General features: G+C 70.3%; 13 protein-coding genes and 1 riboswitch. Of the genes, 6 read left to right on the forward strand and 7 right to left on the reverse strand.

All coding sequences use genetic code 11. The features are described from left to right. Nucleotides 1-68 precede the first annotated feature (68 nt). The 5 genes from ald (at nt 69) to crcB (ending at nt 6,318) form a co-directional block, all read left to right on the forward strand. On the forward strand, nt 69-1,139 hold the full coding sequence (gene ald / locus H9L17_RS15335; RefSeq protein WP_187570274.1) for an alanine dehydrogenase: 1,071 nt from the start codon (nt 69-71) through the stop codon (nt 1,137-1,139). 45 nt (nt 1,140-1,184) lie between these two features. Continuing rightward, nucleotides 1,185-3,560 (forward strand): DNA translocase FtsK, encoded by a 2,376-nt coding sequence (locus tag H9L17_RS15340; RefSeq protein ID WP_187570275.1) that lies wholly within the window; start codon nt 1,185-1,187, stop codon nt 3,558-3,560. A gap of 165 nt (nt 3,561-3,725) precedes the next feature. Then, complete coding sequence (gene lolA / locus H9L17_RS15345; protein WP_187570276.1) at nt 3,726-4,343, forward strand: outer membrane lipoprotein periplasmic chaperone LolA; 618 nt, start codon at nt 3,726-3,728, stop codon at nt 4,341-4,343. A 169-nt stretch (nt 4,344-4,512) separates the two neighbouring features. Continuing rightward, a complete protein-coding gene (locus H9L17_RS15350) occupies nt 4,513-5,790 on the forward strand; it encodes a replication-associated recombination protein A (protein WP_246455240.1) in 1,278 nt (425 codons plus the stop codon). 7 nt (nt 5,791-5,797) lie between these two features. Then, a riboswitch (Fluoride riboswitch) is annotated at nt 5,798-5,859 on the forward strand. Between the two features lie 48 nt (nt 5,860-5,907). Further along, on the forward strand, nt 5,908-6,318 hold the full coding sequence (gene crcB, locus H9L17_RS15355; RefSeq protein ID WP_187570278.1) for a fluoride efflux transporter CrcB: 411 nt from the start codon (nt 5,908-5,910) through the stop codon (nt 6,316-6,318). A 166-nt stretch (nt 6,319-6,484) separates the two neighbouring features. On the opposite strand, the gene H9L17_RS15360 is transcribed toward crcB, so the two are convergent. From H9L17_RS15360 to H9L17_RS15385, 6 genes are all read right to left on the reverse strand, one after another. Beyond that, a complete protein-coding gene (locus H9L17_RS15360; protein ID WP_187570279.1) occupies nt 6,485-7,657 on the reverse strand; it encodes a methyl-accepting chemotaxis protein in 1,173 nt (390 codons plus the stop codon). Nucleotides 7,658-7,735: 78 nt separating this feature from the next. Further along, nucleotides 7,736-8,806 carry a protein-glutamate methylesterase/protein-glutamine glutaminase gene (locus H9L17_RS15365; protein ID WP_187570280.1) on the reverse strand — a complete coding sequence of 357 codons (1,071 nt, stop codon included), beginning with the start codon at nt 8,804-8,806 and terminating at the stop codon, nt 7,736-7,738. After that, nucleotides 8,806-9,408: a chemoreceptor glutamine deamidase CheD gene (gene cheD, locus H9L17_RS15370; RefSeq protein ID WP_187570281.1), complete on the reverse strand. Its 603-nt coding sequence runs from the start codon at nt 9,406-9,408 to the stop codon at nt 8,806-8,808. Before cheD ends, H9L17_RS15365 begins: the two co-directional genes overlap by 1 nt. Continuing rightward, nucleotides 9,405-10,256, reverse strand: a complete 852-nt coding sequence (locus H9L17_RS15375) for a CheR family methyltransferase (RefSeq protein ID WP_187570282.1) — start codon at nt 10,254-10,256, stop codon at nt 9,405-9,407. Before H9L17_RS15375 ends, cheD begins: the two co-directional genes overlap by 4 nt. Further along, nucleotides 10,249-12,354, reverse strand: a complete 2,106-nt coding sequence (locus tag H9L17_RS15380; RefSeq protein WP_187570283.1) for a putative bifunctional diguanylate cyclase/phosphodiesterase — start codon at nt 12,352-12,354, stop codon at nt 10,249-10,251. Before H9L17_RS15380 ends, H9L17_RS15375 begins: the two co-directional genes overlap by 8 nt. A 74-nt stretch (nt 12,355-12,428) precedes the next feature. Further along, nucleotides 12,429-15,128, reverse strand: a complete 2,700-nt coding sequence (locus H9L17_RS15385; protein ID WP_246455111.1) for a methyl-accepting chemotaxis protein — start codon at nt 15,126-15,128, stop codon at nt 12,429-12,431. A 230-nt stretch (nt 15,129-15,358) separates the two neighbouring features. Here H9L17_RS15385 and H9L17_RS15390 point away from each other — a divergent pair, with 230 nt between their 5' ends. Beyond that, nucleotides 15,359-15,673: an energy transducer TonB gene (locus H9L17_RS15390; protein WP_187570284.1), complete on the forward strand. Its 315-nt coding sequence runs from the start codon at nt 15,359-15,361 to the stop codon at nt 15,671-15,673. A 216-nt stretch (nt 15,674-15,889) separates the two neighbouring features. Here the strand turns inward: H9L17_RS15390 and H9L17_RS16180 are convergent, their stop codons facing one another. Then, complete coding sequence (locus H9L17_RS16180; protein ID WP_187570285.1) at nt 15,890-17,968, reverse strand: methyl-accepting chemotaxis protein; 2,079 nt, start codon at nt 17,966-17,968, stop codon at nt 15,890-15,892. Nucleotides 17,969-17,981: the final 13 nt, after the last annotated feature.

Raw genomic sequence — 17,981 nt, forward strand, 5'->3', positions numbered from 1 at the left:
GCCGCGATACAAGCCGCGATGGCCGCAACGCTGTCGTCCATCCACGACCACATCGCCCAGGAGCGATCATGCGCATCGGTGTACCCAAGGAAACCAAGACCCTCGAAGGGCGCGTCGCGCTCGTCCCCGCCGCCGCCGGCGATCTGGTCAAGCGCGGCCACGAGGTGTGGCTGGAGAAGGACGCGGGCGTCAAGAGCGGTTTCGCCGATGAGCAGTACACGCGCCTCGGCGTGAAGATCGCGCCGGATGCCGCGGCGCTGTACGACAAGGGCGAGTTGATCGTGAAGGTCAAGGAGCCGATCGCCGGCGATCTGGCCCTGCTGCGCAAGGACCACCTGCTGTTCTGCTACCTGCATCTGGCCGCCGAGCCGGCGCTGACCAGGCGGCTGCTGGACATCGGCCTGACCGGCGTTGCCTTCGAGACGGTGGAGCTGGCGAACGGCGACCTGCCGCTGTTGGCGCCGATGTCGGTGATCGCCGGCAAGATCGGCGTGCAGGTCGGCACGCACCTGCTGCACCAGCCGATGGGCGGCAAGGGCAAGCTGCTGGGCGGGCTGCCGGCGACCGAGCGCGGCAAGGTGGTGGTGTTCGGCGCGGGCAAGGCCGGCGGCACTTCGGCGGCGCTGGCCGCGGCGGCGGGCGCGAACGTCACCGTGTTCGAAATGCGCGCCGATCGCATGGACGAGATGATGCGGCTCGGCAACAACGTCACCGCGCTGTATCCCTACCACGACGTGGTGGCGCGGGAAGTGGCCTCGGCCGACCTGGTGGTCGGCGCGGTGCTGGTCACCGGCGCGCGCGCGCCGCACGTGATGACGCGGGAGATGGTGGCGGGCATGGAGCCGGGCAGCGTGGTGGTCGATATCGCCATCGACCAGGGCGGCTGCTTCGAGACCTCGCGCCCGACCACCTGGAAGGAGCCGACCTACGTGGAGGAGGGCGTGACCCACTTCTGCGTCACCAACATGCCGGGCGCGGTGCCGCAGACCAGCTCGCAGGCGATCTGCGCGGCGATCCTGCCGTGGGTGAACCGGCTGGCCTCCGATCCGGCCTGGCGCAGCGATCCGGCGCTGGCGAAGGGCATCAATGTCGATGCCGGCAGGATCGTGCATCCGGCGCTGCGGGACATGGGTCTTTGACGTATTATCAAAGGCCTATGGGAGATTCCTGAGGTCTGATCGCAGGTGGCGAAAGCGGCGTCCGAGGTCGGCAAGGCCGGCCGGAAAGCGGCATCGAAGGCGGGCAACGTCCGCGCGGGCGCAAACCCGCGCCGCTCGCGGCTGTGGCGCGATCTCGCCCTGATCGTGATCGCGCCGGCGCTGCTGTACCTGCTGGCCTGCCTGTTCACCTATTCGCCGGCCGATCCCGGCTTCGACCGCGATTCCAGCCTGCTCGCGCCGCTGCACAACGTGGGCGGCCCGGCCGGCGCGTGGATCGCCAGCTTCCTGCTGTTCCTGTGCGGCTACGTCGCCTTCCTGCTGCCGATCGTGCTCGGCGCGATCGCGTGGATCGCGCTGTTCGGCATGGACACGGACGGCGACGGCGAGGCCGACCTCGGCCCGGCGCTGCGGCTGGTCGGCATCGTCGGCTTCCTGGTCGCGGCCTGCGGGCTGCTGTACCTGCGCGTCGGCGGCGGCAACGATTTCTCCGCCGGCAGCGGCGGCATCCTCGGCGAACTGACCGGGCGCTCGCTGGAGCGCGGGTTCGGACCGCTGGGGTCCAACCTGTTCCTGCTCAGCCTGCTGCTGGTGTCGGTGACGCTGGCGACCGGGCTGTCGTGGCTGGCGGTGATGGACCGGATCGGCGGCTGGGTGCTGGCATTGCCGTCGCTGCTGCAGCGCGGCGCGCGGCAGGGCGTGAAGCAGGCCGAGGAATGGAACGAGGCGCGTGCCTTGCGCGAGGAGCGCGTGGAAGCGCGCAAGGTCGACACCGAGCTGCGCGCCAAGCGCGAGAAGGTGAAGATCGAGCCGCCGGCCGCGCCGACGGTGGAGAAGAGCGAGCGCGCCAAGCGCGAGCAGCAGATCCCGCTGTTCCACGTCGACGACGGCTCCGGCATCCCGCCGCTGGCGCTGCTGGACGATCCCAAGCCGCAGCCCAAGGGCTACGACGCGCAGACGCTGGAAACGCTGTCGCGGCAGATCGAGTTCAAGCTCAAGGACTTCCGCATCGACGCGGAGGTGGTCGGCGCCTATCCGGGCCCGGTGATCACCCGCTTCGAGGTGCAGCCCGCGCCCGGCGTGAAGGTCAGCCAGATTTCCTCGCTGGACAAGGACATCGCGCGCGGCCTGTCGGTGAAGTCGGTGCGCGTGGTGGACGTGATCCCCGGCAAGTCGGTCATCGGCCTGGAAACGCCGAACACCCACCGCGAGATGATCTATCTCAGCGAGCTGCTGCGCTCCCGGGAATACGACAAGTCGGCCAGCGCGCTGACCCTGGCGCTGGGCAAGGACATCGCCGGCAAGCCCATCGTCGCCGACCTCGCGCGCATGCCGCACCTGCTGGTGGCGGGCACCACCGGCTCGGGCAAATCGGTGGCGGTCAACGCGATGGTGCTGTCGCTGCTGTACAAGGCGTCCGCGCGCGACGTGCGGATGCTGATGATCGACCCGAAGATGCTGGAGCTGTCGGTCTACCAGGGCATCCCGCACCTGCTCGCGCCGGTGGTCACCGACATGAAGGAGGCCGCCAATGGCCTGCGCTGGTGCGTGGCGGAGATGGAGCGCCGCTACAAGCTGATGAGCGCGGTGGGCGTGCGCAACCTGGCCGGCTTCAACAAGAAGGTGAAGGACGCCGCCGACGCCGGCCAGCCGCTGCTCGACCCGCTGTTCAAGCCGAACCCCGGCCTGGACGAAGCGCCGCCGACGCTGGAGCCGCTGCCGTTCATCGTGGTCTTCATCGACGAATTCGCCGACATGATGATGATCGTCGGCAAGAAGGTCGAAGAACTCATCGCGCGCCTGGCGCAGAAGGCGCGCGCCGCCGGCATCCACCTGATCCTGGCGACGCAGCGGCCCTCGGTGGACGTGATCACCGGCCTGATCAAGGCCAACATCCCGACCCGCATCGCCTTCCAGGTCAGCAGCAAGATCGACTCCCGCACCATTCTCGACCAGAGCGGCGCGGAAACCCTGCTGGGCCACGGCGATATGCTTTACCTTCCGCCCGGCACCGCGATGCCGGAGCGCGTGCACGGCGCGTTCGTGTCCGACGAGGAAGTGCATCGCGTGGTCGAGCACCTCAAGCAGGCCGGCGGCCCGGACTACATCGAGGGCGTGCTGGAAGAGGCGCAGACCCTGTACGACGGCACCAGCGTCGGCGCCAACGGCCTGCCGGAAGCCGCATCCAGCGACGATCCCGAGGCCGATCCGCTGTACGACCAGGCGGTGCAGATCGTGACCGAAACCCGCCGCGCCTCGATTTCCGGCGTGCAGCGGCGCCTGAAGATCGGCTACAACCGCGCCGCGCGGCTGATCGAGGCGATGGAAGCGGCCGGCATCGTCAGCACGCCGGAGCACAACGGCGACCGCACGGTGCTGGCGCCGCCGCCGCCGCGCGCCTGAAGGCTTCCTTGACGCGGATCGACGCGGAAAAAGCGGATCGAGCCAAGCCCGAGGAATGGATCGCTTTATCCGTGTCATCTACGGCGATCCGCGTCGGAACGCTTTCCCACATCCCATTCAGCATCGTTTCGCCACACTGCATCGCAACGTTGCAGGAGACCCCGCATGAAGATCGCCACCACTTCCCTGGCCGCCGCGTTGCTGCTGGCCGCCAATCTCGCCAACGCCGGCGCGCGCGACGAGCTGGACGCCTTCGCCAAGGGATTGAAGGGTCTGGACGGCCAGTTCAGCCAGCAGGTCTTCGATGTGCGCGGCAAGCGCAAGGAAAGCAGCACCGGCCGCGTGGCGGTGTCCGCGCCGCGCCTGTTCCGCTGGGAATACGTGAAGCCGTATCCGCAGCTGATCGTGGCCGACGGCAAGACCGTGTGGGTGTTCGATCCCGACCTGAACCAGGTCAGCAAGCGCGCGCAGGGCGTGGAGGAGGCCAACAGCCCGCTCGCCATCCTGCTGGAGCCGGCCAAGCTGGATCGCGATTTCATCGTCAAGGAAGCCGGCACGCGCGACGGCGTGGAGTGGCTGGAGATCGCGCCGCGCGGCGCCGACGCCGGCTTCAAGACGGCGCGGCTGGGCTTCGCCGACGGCCAGCTGTCGCAGCTGGACTACGTGGACGCGTTGGGCCAGCGCACCGCCATCGCGTTTTCCGGCTGGAAGCGCAACCCGGCCTTCGCCAAGGGCACCTTCAGCTACGTGCCGGGCAAGGGCGTGGACGTGATCGGCGGGTAACGCCGCCGGTTCATGCGCGCCTTGGAGTGGCGTGGACGGCGATCTGAAAATCGCCTGCACGTCGCCCGCGTAGAATCGCGACATGCCCGCGCGCACGCCAAAGCCCTCCGATTCCACCGACCTGCTCGGCAGCGTCGCCGGCGAGGCGCTGCGCCCGCTCGCCGAGCGCATGCGCCCGCGCACGCTGGACGACATGGTCGGCCAGCACCGCCTGCTGGCGCCCGGTTCCGCGCTGCGCCGCGCGATCGAGGCCGGGCGCATGCATTCCATGATCCTGTGGGGGCCGCCGGGCTGCGGCAAGACCACGCTGGCGCTGCTGCTGGCGCGCCATGCCGACGCCGAGTTCGTGGCGATCTCGGCGGTGCTGTCGGGCTTGCCGCAGGTGCGCGAGGTGCTGGCGCAGGCGCAGGCGCGCTTCGACACCGGCCGCCGCACCCTCCTGTTCGTGGACGAGGTGCACCGCTTCAACAAGGTGCAGCAGGACGCCTTCCTGCCGCACATCGAGCGCGGCACCATCCTGTTCGTCGGCGCGACCACCGAGAATCCCTCGTTCGAACTCAACTCCGCGCTGCTGTCGCGCTGCCGCGTGCACGTGCTGGAGCCGGTGTCGGCGCCGGACATCGCGCAGGCGCTGCGGCAGGCGCTGGACGACGAGGAGCGCGGTCTGGGCGGGCGCGGCCTGCGGATCGACGATACGGCGCTGGACGAGATCGCCGCCGCCGCCGACGGCGACGTGCGCCGCGCGCTCACTTTGCTGGAGATCGCCGCCGACATCGCGGAGGGCGAGGGCGGCACGATCACCGAGGCCACCCTGCATCAGGTGCTGGCCGACCGCACCCGCCGCTTCGACAAGGGCGGCGACCAGTTCTACGACCAGATCTCGGCGCTGCACAAGTCGGTGCGCAGCTCCAACCCGGACGGTGCCATCTACTGGCTGGCGCGGATGCTCGACGGCGGCTGCGACCCGTCCTACCTGCTGCGCCGGATGACCATCATGGCGGTGGAGGACGTCGGCCTGGCCGATCCGCGCGCGCTGGAAATGGCGATCAACGTCTGGAACGCCTTCGACCGCATCGGCGCGCCGGAAGGCCATATCGCGCTGTCCAACCTCGCTATCTATCTCGCCGGCACGGCCAAGTCCAACGCCAGCTACATGGCCTTGAACGCGGCGCGCGCCGACATCGCCGCGCTGGGCACACAGCCGGTGCCGCTGCACCTGCGCAACGCCCCGACCAAGTTGATGAAGTCGCTGGGCTACAGCAAGGGCTACCAGTACGACCACGACGTCGAAGGCGGCATCGCCCTCGACCAGACCGCGTTCCCGGACGGGATGGGCGAGCGCGTCTATTACCAGCCGGTTTCCCGCGGGCTGGAGATCAAGCTGAAGGAAAAGCTCGACGCCCTGCGCGAGGCGCGCGCCCGCGCTCGCGGCGAGCGCGGCGGCTAGGCATACTGCGCGCACGGGAGATGGCATCCTCCCCGAACCGCCGTTCCGGCTGATGATGCCTGCCAACCCCACCACCGGGCGGCAGGCGCGCGCTCCGGTTGCAACGAGGAGCGAACGATGGCGACGATCTGGTGGCAGCAGCTGGTCCTGGTGATGTGCGGCGGCGCGCTGGGCTCCGCGGCGCGGTTCTGGCTGAGCGGTGCGCTGCTGCGGCGGTTGGGCGAAGGCATCCCGTGGGGCACGCTGGCGGCCAACCTGATCGGTTCGTTCGCGATCGGCTTTCTCGCGGTCTGGCTGGAAGGGCGCGGCCCGCATGCGTTGTATTGGCGTGCGTTCCTGATCGTCGGCCTGATTGGCGGATTCACCACCTATTCCTCGCTGATGCTGGAATGCCTGCTGCTGGCGCGCTCGCCGCGCAGCGGGATGGCGCTGGTCTATCTAGGCACGACGCTGGCCGCGGGGCTGCTGTTGGTGTGGCTGGGCTCGCGGATGGCGCTGGCGGTCCGAGAGCCGTTTCCAGGTGTATGAGCGGGGTTTTTGACGCGGATCTATGCGGATGTCACGGATAGAGCGGATTTACTGCGCAAGCGTCGCTTGATCCGGCTCTTTCCGCGTCGATCCGCGTCAAACATTGCCATCGCGAAAACGAAAATCCCGGCCGGAGCCGGGATTTCCGAGCGACGCGGGGAGGGCGTCAGAACAGTTCGACGCTGCCGGCGTCCATGCTCTGCTGCAGCACCGGCTTGTGCGGCGGGCGCTCCCATTCGCCGCGCATCTGGGCGATGCGGCTGCCGATGTGGGCCAGCGCCTTGCGCATTTCCGGGTCCTGGAAGCCGTGGCTGCCGCGCAGCAGGTCGTGCAGGGTGGTCGCTTCGTTGTTGATCTGCTCCAGGCGCTGCAGGTGCACGCCGGCCGCGGTCAGCGCCTGCGTGGCGATGTCCTCGAACTGCAGCGAGCGCACCGCTTCCGCCACCGAGCCGTCGATCGCGCGGCCGCAGTCGGCGATGTCGCGCATGCCGTTGCCGAGGCTGCGGTGGATGCCTTCCACCCGGTCCATCATCGAGGCCGATTCGTTGCGCGCGACGCGGGCGCGGTCGAGGTCGCGCGAGGCGGTCTGCGACACGGTCTCGCGAACCTTGGCGATGGATTCCTTGGCGTTGTGCGCCAGCTTGCGGATCTGCTCGTTGAAGGCGGTGCTGCGCTCGGACAGGTTGCGCACTTCGTCGGCCACCACCGCGAAGCCGCGGCCGGCCTCGCCGGCGCGGGCGGCCTCGATGGCGGCGTTCAGCGCCAGCAGGTTGGTCTGGTCGGCGATCGACTTCACGTCTTCCAGCAGCGCGAAGATGCCGTCGAGGTGGCCGGCCATCGCGTCGATGTGGCTGACGGTGACGCCGCTCTGGCTGCTGGCCTGCTCCAGCGCCTCGACCAGCTGTTCCATCTGCTGGGTGGCCTGCTGGGCGAAGCGGGAGATGTCGATGGAGCCGCTGTCGTCGCCGGTGCGCTCGACCAGCCGCGCCACCACCGTGCTCTGCTCGCGCGACTTGCGGTTGACCGCGTCGAAGCTGCCGCCGAGCTTGGCCACCGATTCGCGGATCAGGGTGCGGGTGCGTTCGATCTCCGCGTGCGAACCATTGATCTCGTTGCCGACGAAGCCGCGCAGCTCGCCGAGCAGCCTGGCGTGGTCGTGCAGCACCTTCACCTCGGACTTGCTGGGCAGCGCACGCCAGGCCACCACGCCCCACGCGAGCGCGGAGGTGACCACCAGCGCCAGGCGCACGGCCAGCGGCCAGGCCAGGGCTTCGGCAACGAACAGCAGCAACATCAGCGCGATCGGTGCGGCGATGCGGAGCAGGGCACGGGATTCCATCGTCGATCTCTGCAGGGACTCAAGGGGGATAACGGCCGGGCAGGGCGCCGGCTTTAGAGGAATCGCCCGCGGCGGCGCTCAGCCGCCGCCGACCGCGGTGCTCGCCAGCAGCGCGCCGCCGATCTCCTGCAGCGGCAGCACCTGCTGCGCCGCGCCCAGCGTGTAGGCGGCGCCGGGCATGCCCCAGACCACGCTGGTGGCCTCGTCCTGGACCATGGTGGCGGCGCCGACCTTGCGCAGCGCCAGCAGCCCGCGCGCGCCGTCGTCGCCCATGCCGGTGAGCAGGGCGGCGCTGGCGTTGGCGCCGGCGGCGACGGCCACCGACTCGAACAGCGCGTCGACGCTGGGGCGGTGGCGGCGGATCGGGTCGTCCTCGCCCAGCCGGCAGCGCCAGCGCGCGCCGCTGCGCTGCACGCGCAGGTGCAGGCCGCCGGGGGCGACGTAGGCATGGCCGGCCAGCAGCGGCATGTCGTCCTCGGCCTGCACCACGGTCATCTTACTGTGGCGGTTCAGGCGCTCGGCGAACGGCTTGCTGAAGGCGGCGGGGATGTGCTGGGTGATGACGGTGGCGGGCGCGTCGGCCGGCATCGTTTCGAGGATGACGCGGATCGCCTCGGTGCCGCCGGTGGAGGCGCCGATGGCGATCAGCCGGTCGGTGGTGCGGTACTTGATGACCGGCGCCGCCTGCGCGGCCGCGACAGCCGGCTGCAACCGGGCGACGCGCGCACGCGCGGCGTGGCGCACGCGTTCGCACAGTTCGCCGGCGTAGTTGTTGAGGCCGCGCTCGACGTCGAGCTTGGGCTTGGTGACGAAATCCACCGCGCCCAGCGCCAGCGCGTCCAGCGTGACCTGCGCGCCGGCTTCGGTCAGCGAGGACACCATCACCACCGGCATCGGCCGCAGCCGCATCAGGTTCTGCAGGAAGGTGAGGCCGTCCATGCGCGGCATTTCGACGTCGAGGGTGAGTACGTCGGGTTCGAGCTGCTTGATCTTCTCGCGGGCGATCAGCGGGTCGGCCGCGGTGCCGACCACCTCGATGCCCGGATCGGCCGACAGCAGCTCGGTCAGCACCTGGCGCACCAGCGCCGAGTCGTCGACGATCAGGACGCGGATCTTGCCGCCCGGACGCTGGGGAATCTGCATGCTCATCAGAACAACTCCACGGAACCGGCCACCGGCTTCTGCGCCAGCTGGCTGCGATAGGCGCGTTCGACCCGCGCGATCTCGCCCGCGGCGGGCAGGCGCTTGACCAGGGTGCGCCCGCTGCGGGCGAAGAAGCAGACCTTGCGCGGCTGGTTGCCGAACAGGTCCTGCGCCAGGATCGGAATGCGCTCGGCCGACAGGTAGTCGAGGACGAAATTGCCGTTGCGCGTGCCGATGGGATCGAGGGTCATGCCCGGCAGCACGTTGCCGCCGCCGAACACCTTGGCCTGCAGGCGCTGGCGCATCGCGCCGTGCTTGAGCAGGCCGTTGATCAGCAGTTCCATCGCGTGCGCGCCGTAGCGTGCGCTGCCGTCGCCGGGCGCGGCGTCGGGCAGCATGAAGTGGTTCATGCCGCCGACGTTGGCGCTGGCGTCGTAGATGCAGGCGGCCACGCAGGAGCCCAGCACGGTGGCGAGCGCGACCTCGTCCGAGGTCACCCGCCATTCGGCCGGCAGCAGCTTGATGACATCGGCGTCCAGCGCCGGGTCGTAGTAGCTGCCCGGCGGCGGGCTGCGCGCCGGCGCTGCGCGGGAGGGAAGCACGCTCATCGAGCGTCCTGGGCGGCGCGGTAGATGGTGCGGCCGCAGGGCAGCATCACGTCCTGCGCGTGGGCGAAGCTTTCCGAGTGGCCGGCGTAGAAGCGTCCGCCCGGCGTCAGCAGCGGCGCGATCTTGCGCAGCACCTCGTACTGGGTGGGCTTGTCGAAATAGATCATCACGTTGCGGCAGAACACCGCGTGGAAGCGCTGGCGCAGGCCGTAGTCGGGCGCCAGCAAGTTGAGCTGGCGGAACTCCACCAGCTGGCGCAGGTGCGGCTTGACCCGCACCAGCCCTTCGTTGGGGCCGGTGCCGCGCAGGAAGAAGCGGCGCTTGCGCTCGGCGGACAGGTCGGCGATGCGGTCCACGCCGTAGCTGCCGGACGCGGCGGCGGTCAGCGCGTTGGTGTCGATGTCGGTGGCGAGGATGCGCACCGGCGGCGCGTCCGAGCCGTAGGCCTCGCAGGCGGTGATCGCCAGCGACCACGGCTCCTCGCCGGTGGAGGCGGCGCAGCACCAGATGTCGACCGGCTCGCCGCGCGGCACCGCGCGCAGCTGGTCGCGCAGGGCGTCGAAGTGGTGCGCCTCGCGGAAGAACGAGGTCAGGTTGGTGGTGAGCGCGTTGATGAACGCCTGTTCCTCGCTGTCCGGGTCGGCTTCGACCAGGTCCAGGTAGTCGGCGCAGGAGGACAGGCCGCGCGCGCGGATGCGCCGCGACAGCCGGCTGTAGACCATGTCGCGCTTGTGTTCGGCCAGGTGGATGCCGGCGCGCGCGTAGATCATCCGGCAGGCGCGGCGGAAGTCGCGGTCGTTGAAGTCGAAGCCGGTGCCTTCGCGGTCCCCGGCGGTCAGTTCAGCCATGTTGCGTCTCCGCCTGTTGGTCCCGCAGGCGCGCCAGCAGCGTGCCCGCATCGAGTGCCCGCGCGTACAGGTAGCCCTGCGCCTCCTCGCAGCCGTGGTTGTGCAGCCATTCGGCCTGCGCGGCCTGCTCCACGCCCTCGGCCACCACCCGCAGACCGAGCGCGCGCGCCAGCATCAGGATCCAGCGCACGATCGCGGCGTCCTCGCTGCTGTCCAGCATGCCGCTGACGAAGCTGCGGTCGATCTTGACCCGGTCGATGCGGAAGCGCTGCAGCATCGACAGCGAGGCGTAGCCGGTGCCGAAATCGTCGAAGGCGAGGTTGACGCCGCGCGAGCGCAGCTGCGCCAGCGCTTCGGCGCCGGCGCTGTCCTGGGTCAGGGCGATGTTCTCGGTGATCTCCAGCTCCAGCCGCTCGGCGGGCAGGCCGGCCGCGGCCAGCGCGTTCTCCACCTGCGCTGCCAGCTGTTCGCCGAGCTGGGCGGGGAACAGGTTGATGCTCACCGAGGTCTCGGCATCCGGCCACTGCGCGGCGTCGAGGCAGGCGCGCTGCATCACCCAGGCGCCGACCTCGGCGCCGAGCGGGCTGCGGGTGAGCAGTTCGATGAACTCGCCGGCCGGCACCATGCCGCGCAGCGGGTGGCGCCAGCGCAGCAGCGCTTCCGCGCCGCAGATGCGGCCGGTGCGCAGGTCCACCTGTGGCTGGTAGTGCAGTTCGAATTCGCCCTGCGCGAACGCGCGGCGCAGGTCGAGGTCCAGGTCGCGCCGGGCCAGCGCGTCGGCGCGCATCGACGGGCTGTAGCGGCACAGCTGGTGGCCGCCGGCGGACTTGGCGCGGTACAGGGCGAGGTCGGCGCAGGCCAGCGGGTCGCCCTCGCCGTGCACGTCGGCGCGCAGCGCGACGCCGGCGCTGACGTCCGCGTTGACCGCGTGGCCGCTCACGTGCAGGGTTTTTTCCAGCAGCCGGATCATCGCCGGCACCAGCGCCTCGGGATCGTCCGAGGGCGCCAGCCGGTCGTCGCGGCAGGCGACCGCGAACACGTCGCCGCCGACCCGCGCCAGGCTCACTTCGGCGTCGGTCTTCGTCTGCAATCGGCTGGCGAACGCCTGCAGCACGCGGTCGCCGACGCTGTGGCCGAGGCCGTCGTTGATCCACTTGAAGCGGTCGATGGCGATCAGCGCCACGCCCCAGTCCGGATGCGCCTCCAGCGCCGCCAGCAGGCCGTTGCGGTTGGGCAGCCCGGTCAGCGGATCGTAGTGGGCCAGCCGGTCGAGCTGGGCGCGCTGGTTCGCCGCCTCGGTGACGTCGTGCAGGATCAGGGTGGCGCCCTGGTCCGGCCCGTGCCGCCAGATCGAGCGGGTGGCGTCGAGCAGGCGCAGGCTGCCGTCCAGGGCGACGATGCGCAGCTGCCGCGAGTCTTCGGTCTGCGCGTCCAGCCAGGCTTCTGCCTGCGCGCGGTCGGACTGGAGGCCGGAGGGAAACAGCGACGACAGCGGCCGGCGTTCGAGCGGCGTGCCGAACAGGCGTTCGGCCGCGCGGTTGTGCCAGATGACGTTGCCGCCGCGGTCGCCGATCAGCACCGCCTCGCGGGCCTGTTCGCCGACCTGCGCCACGATCACCGCCTGGCGTTCGGCGTAGTGCCGTTCCAGCAGGTTGGAGGCGATGCGTCCGAGCCGGGCCAGCGTGTCCAGCTGCGCGGGCGTCGGTGCGGGGCGCGGGTCGGCGCCGCACACCGCCAGCGTGCCCAGGCGCCGGCCGGACTGCGAATGCAGCGCGATGGCCGCGAGGAAGCGGATGCGCCAGCGCGGATCGGCGGGCAGGTCGGGCTCGACCAGCAGCGGCGCGTGCCGCTCCCAGCCGCGGGCGATCGGATGATCGTGGGCGAGCGGGCCCGGGGTGGAGTTGTCCAGCCCGGCGCCGGCCAGCAGGAAGACGCGGCCGTCGTCGCAGGTGGCGAAGGCGGCGGCGTCCGCGTCGAACGCCGCCGCCGCCAGCGCCGCCACGTCCGCAAGCCGCCCGTCTCTGCCGTTGCCGGCCGTGCCGGAGTCGACAGGCGGTGCGTCGTGCGGGCTGCGTGCGTGCGGAGGCTCGAAGGTCATCTGCGCGGCTGCGGCGGCAGGAGGTGGGGAAGGGCGCGGCCGGGACGCGTGCGTGTCCCGGCCGCGCATGGCGCTCAGAACTCCTGCCAGTGCTGGTCGCCGCCAGCGTTGCCGTTGGTGGTGCCGCGCGTGCGCGTGGCGGGCGCGGCGGCCGGGGCCGCCGGCTTGCGCGGCGGCGACGCCTTGCGGGCGGCCGGAGCGGACGCGGCGGCGCGTTCCGGTGCAGGCGCGGCGGCGGCCTTCTTCGCGGCCTGTGCGGCGCCGGCGCTGCTGCTGCCGGTGTGGAACGCGGCCACGGCTTCGACCAGCTGCGCCGCCTGCTGGCGCATGCTCTCGGCGGAGGCCGACGCCTCCTCGACCAGCGCGGCGTTCTGCTGGGTGCCTTCGTCCATCTGGGTGATGGCCTGGTTGACCTGCTCGATGCCGCTGCTCTGTTCCTGCGAGGCGGCGGAGATGTCGGCCATGATGTCGGTCACGCGCTGCACCGAGGCGACGATCTCGCTCATCGTGCTGCCGGCCTGGCGGACCAGCTGCGAACCGTCGGTCACCTTGCCCACCGACTCCTCGATCAACTGCTTGATCTCCTTCGCCGCGCCGGCCGAACGCTGCGCCAGCGCGCGGACTTCGCCCGCGACCACCGCGAAGCCCCGGCCCTGCTCGCCGGCCCGCGCCGCTTCCACCGCCGCGTTCAGCGCCAGGATGTTGGTCTGGAAGGCGATGCCATCGATCACCGTGATGATGTCGGCGATCTTCTTCGACGAGGCCTCGATGGCGCTCATCGTGGCGACCACCTGCTGCACCACGTCGCCGCCCTGCGCGGCCACGCCGGCCGCACCCTGCGCCAGCTGGTTGGCCTGGCGGGCATTGTCGGCGTTCTGGCGCACGGTGGAGGTGAGTTCCTCCATCGACGAGGCGGTTTCCTCCAGCGAGGCGGCCTGCTGCTCGGTGCGCATCGACAGGTCGCTGTTGCCGGCGGCGATCTCGCCGGCGGCGGCGTTGATGCCGTCCGAGGTCTGGCGGATGTCGCCGACGATCTTCGCCAGGCCCTCGACGGTGCGGTTGGCGTCGGCGGCGAGCTGGCCGAACTGGCCGGGCAGGTGGGTTTCGACGCGCTTGGTCAGGTCGCCGTCGGCCACCGCCGACAGCAGGTTGCCGACTTCGCTGAGGCCGCCGTCGGCGGTCGCCATCAGCTGGTTCAGGCCCTCGACCAGTTCGCGGTAGACGAACTCGAAGCGGGCGGCGTCGCCGCGCTTGCTGAAGTCGCCGTCGACCGCCGCATCGACCAGCCGCTTGATCTCGCCGTTGACCGCCAGCAGGCCGGCCTTGACGGCGTCCACCGCCGCGACCGCGTCGGCCTTCTTGCCGGGCATGCGGTCCACGTCGCGCGACAGGTCGCCGCGGCCGTAGTCGGCGATCACGTCGACGATGTGCAGGGTGCCGCCGATGTGCGAGGCGACCAGGGTGTTGACCTGCTCGGCCATCACGCCGAACGAGCCGGGGAACGCCTCGGCGTCGATGCGGCCGTCGATGTCGCCGGCCTCGTGCTGTTCGAACAGGGTCTGCTGGGCGTTCGCGAACTTGCGCAGCGCGCCCGCTGCTTCCTCCATGCCGCGGCCGATGTCGTTCAGCTCGTCGCGGGTGTCGACGTGGATGCGGTCGGAGAACTGGCCGGAGGCCAGCGCCTTGGCGCCGGCGGCGATGTTGCCCAGCGCCTCGCGGGTGCCGCGGGTGAAGCCGATGAACAGATAGGCGGCGGCCAGCAGGGCCAGGATCACGAAGCCGATGGTGGCGAACGCCTTGCGCTGCAGGCTGGCGATGGCCTGGTCGCCGGCGATGTTGATGGCGGCGTTCACGCCCTTCATCGCCTTGTTCATCGCGACGCGGGTGGCCTGGTCCTGCTTGGCCAGTTCGGCCACCGGCGATTCGGGGGTTTCGGCGTCCAGGATCTTTTCCTGGATCATCTTGTTCTGCGCTTCCATCGCCTGCAGCGCGGCCGTCATCGGTTTGCCGAAGGTCGCGGCGCCGCCGGGCAGTTCCTTCTCGATGTACTTGCGGCCGCCGTCGATCTGGCCGGTCAGGTAGCCCTGCATGTTCTTGCGCACCGCCATTTCGGTGCGGTCGCTGACCCAGATCGCGCCTTCGCCCAGCACGCGGATGCCGACGATGGCCTGCTTGGCGCTGGCCGCCGACAGTTCCGGCAGCAGGATGCCGCCGATCTCGCCGCCGCGCAGCATGGTGGTGTCGGAGGCGATGGCGGTGATCGAGGTGAACGCCAGCCGGCCGATTTCCGTGCGCAGCGCGTCCAGCGCGGCGGTGTCGGCGTCGGGGCCGCCATCGCCCTCGGTGGCCAACGCCTTCTTCCAGGCGGCGCGGGTGGCCTTCATCGAGTTGGTCAGGTCCTCGTCGTGGAGGCCCGCCTTCGCCAGCCAGGCGTCGAACGCGGCCAGCGACTTGTCCACGTTGGCGGCGGCGGCGGCCAAGTCCTGCTCGCTGGCGGTCGTGTCCTTGGCCAGCTGGCGCGCGCGCAGCTGGCGGTGGTCCTGCATCGCCAGCTGGGTGTCGTGCAGGGCATCCAGGCCGACGGTGGCCGAGCGGGCGGTGCGCGCATCCGAGATTTCGCCCAGCGAGCGGGTCACCACCAGCGCCGCCAGCACGCCGCAGGTCAGGGTGAACGCAGCGCCGATCAGCAGGGCCTTCTGGTTGAAGCGCAATCGCGCCATCAGGCGGGTCGCGGGAGCGAGGAGGCGGTCGGCGAGTGAATGGCTTTGTTGCATTGCGGTCGGGCCCCTGTAATGGCGCAATTTCGGAAGACGGTTGCCTAGCCGGCATCGGCTCACCGGCCGGAATCTTTAACGGAGAGTCAGCAATGAAGGCTACGGGACGACGTGAATGTGACGGATTTCCCATTCTTCGGCATCGAACGCCTGCGGGGCTCAAGTCAGGCCGGCCCCGGCCGATGACGAATACGACCGCAAGCGTGCGTGGACAAACTGGAGCCCCTGATATGCATCGTCCCTTCCATCGTTTCCTGAAAATGGCGGCCCTCGCCGCGGCGATGGCCCTGTCCCTGCCGGCGGTGGCCGGCAATCCGATCAAGCGGGTCGATCCCGTGTATCCGCCGGATGCAGCCCGTGCGGGCACGACCGGCTACGTCGAGCTGGAATACAGCGTTGGCGCGGACGGCAAGGTGACCGACGTGTCGGTGGTCGACGCCAAGCCGGGCCGCGTGTTCGTGGCGTCCGCGGTGAAGGCGGTCAAGCAGTGGGAATTCGCCCCGGGTGAAAGCCGCGGCAAGGTGAAGCTCGAATTCAAGCTCTGATTCCGGGGCGGCCTGCGGGCTGCTTGGCATTACCGGGAACAAGAAAACGCGCCGCATGTCGGCGCGTTTTCTTTTGGGGTTCCCTGGGTGGGGGAGTTGCCGCAGGCGGGGAGGCTTCACGCGAGCTTGGCCGCCCCATCCGCTCCCGCCTTCGCGGGTGCAGGCTCTGCGGGACCCTTCTCCCGCATGCCGGGGAAAGGAGCGGCGTCTTTCCCCTCAGCGCCGGGTGGTCTTGAAGGCCGCCACCAGCCCCACCAGCTCGCTGGCTTGGTGCTCCATGCTCTGCGCCGCGGCGAAGGCTTCCTCGACCAGCGCGGCGTTCTGCTGGGTGCCTTCGTCCATCTGGGTGATGGCCTGGTTGACCTGTTCGATGCCGGCGCTCTGTTCCTGCGAGGCGGCGGAGATGTCGGCCATAATGTCGGTCACGCGCTTCACGCTGTCCACGATCTCGCCCATGGTCTGGCCGGCGCGGGTCACCAGCGCGCTGCCTTCCTCGACCTGGATCACCGAGTCGGTGATCAGCTGCTTGATCTCCTTGGCGGCGCCGGCGCTGCGCTGGGCCAGCGTGCGCACCTCGGCGGCGACCACCGCGAAGCCGCGGCCCTGTTCGCCGGCACGCGCCGCTTCCACCGCTGCGTTCAGCGCCAGGATGTTGGTCTGGAAGGCGATGCCGTCGATCACCCCGATGATGTCGGCGATCCGGCGCGACGACTCGGTGATGCCGGTCATGGTGTCCACCACCTGGCCGACCACGTGGCCGCCCTGTTCGGCGACGCCGGCCGCGCCGTGCGCCAGCTGGCTGGCCTGGCGGGCGTTGTCGGCGTTCTGCTTGACGGTGGAGGTGAGCTCCTCCATCGACGAGGCGGTTTCCTCCAGCGCCGCCGCCTGCTGCTCGGTGCGGCGCGACAGGTCCTCGTTGCCGCGCGCGATCTCCGCCGCCGCCGAATTGATCGATTCGCTGCCGGTGCGGATCTGCCCGACGATGCCGGTGAGGTGCTCGACCGTGCTGTTGGTGTCGTTGGCGAGGTCGCCGAAGCGGCCGGGCAGGCGGGTGTCGATGCGCCGGGTCAGGTCGCCGTCGGCCACCGAGGACAGCACTTCGCCGACTTCGGACAAGCCGTGGTCGGCGGTGTCCATCAGCGCGTTGAGGCCGCCGATCAGCTCGGCGTAGACGAACTCGAAGCGCCTGGCGTCGCCGCGCTTGCCGAAGTCGCCGGCCACCGCCGCGTCGACCAGCGTCTTGATCTCGGCGGTGACCGCCAGCAGGCCGGCCTTCACCGCGTCCACGGCCTCGGAGATGCGCGCCTTCTGGCCGGGGTAGCGCTCGATGTCCTCGGACAGGTCGCCGCGCGCGTACTGGGCGATGATGCGGATCGCGTTCATCTTCACCCCGATGTGCGAGGCCACCAGCGTATTGATGCCCTCGGCCATGCGTGCATAGGCGCCGCTGAAGCGCGCCGCGTCGAGGCGGAAGTCGATGTTGCCGGCGTCGTGCTCGCGCTCGATCTCGGCCTGGCCGGCGGCGAAGTCGTTCAGGGTCGCCACCATGCCGCGCATGGCGCGGGCGAGGTCGCCGACCTCGCTGCGGTCGTCGCAGGCGATGCGGCCGTCGAGGTTGCCGCGCGCGACCGCGTTCGCCAAGCTCACCACCTCGTGCAGCGGACGCACGATGGAGCGGCTGATGCCGATGGCGCCGGCCACCGACAGCGCGAGCGCGATCAGGACGAGGATGGCGATGGCTTCCAGGTTGAAGCGGTAGCTTTTTTCCTGATCCGCGACGTTGCGGTTCAGCCACTGCACCTTGTAGTCCAGCAGCGCGGCCACGGCGTCGGCGGTGGCCTGGCGCAGGTCGCCGGCCTGCTTGGCCGGCGCCGCGTCGCCCGCGGCCAGCGCGGCCGGCAGCTTGCGGCTGTTGGCGAAGTAGGCGTCGGCGTGGTTCTGCACGGCGGCCTTCAGCTCGGCGTCGCGCTTGTCGCCGGGAAAGAGCGTGTAGCCCTTGATCAGCGCGTCGATGTCCTTGCTGCCGGTTTCCATCTCGGCCAGGTATTCGGCGGCCTTCTCGGGCGTGTCCTGGCTGGCGACGTAGCCGCGCTCGCTGACCCGGTATTCGGCCAGCGCCGTCGCGAGCTGGCCGAGCCGGCGGATCTGCGGGACGGATTCGAGGGTCAGCTGGCGCACGCCCTGCTGCATGACGCCCATCCGCAGCGCGGAGAACGCGCCGGTGATCAGGATCAGCAGCGCCAGCGCGGAGAAGCCGATGGTCAGGCGCTTGCCGATGGTCAGATTCTGGAACATGGCGATTTCCCCG

The organism is Thermomonas brevis, from assembly GCF_014395425.1.
In the GTDB taxonomy this organism is placed as follows: domain Bacteria; phylum Pseudomonadota; class Gammaproteobacteria; order Xanthomonadales; family Xanthomonadaceae; genus Thermomonas; species Thermomonas brevis.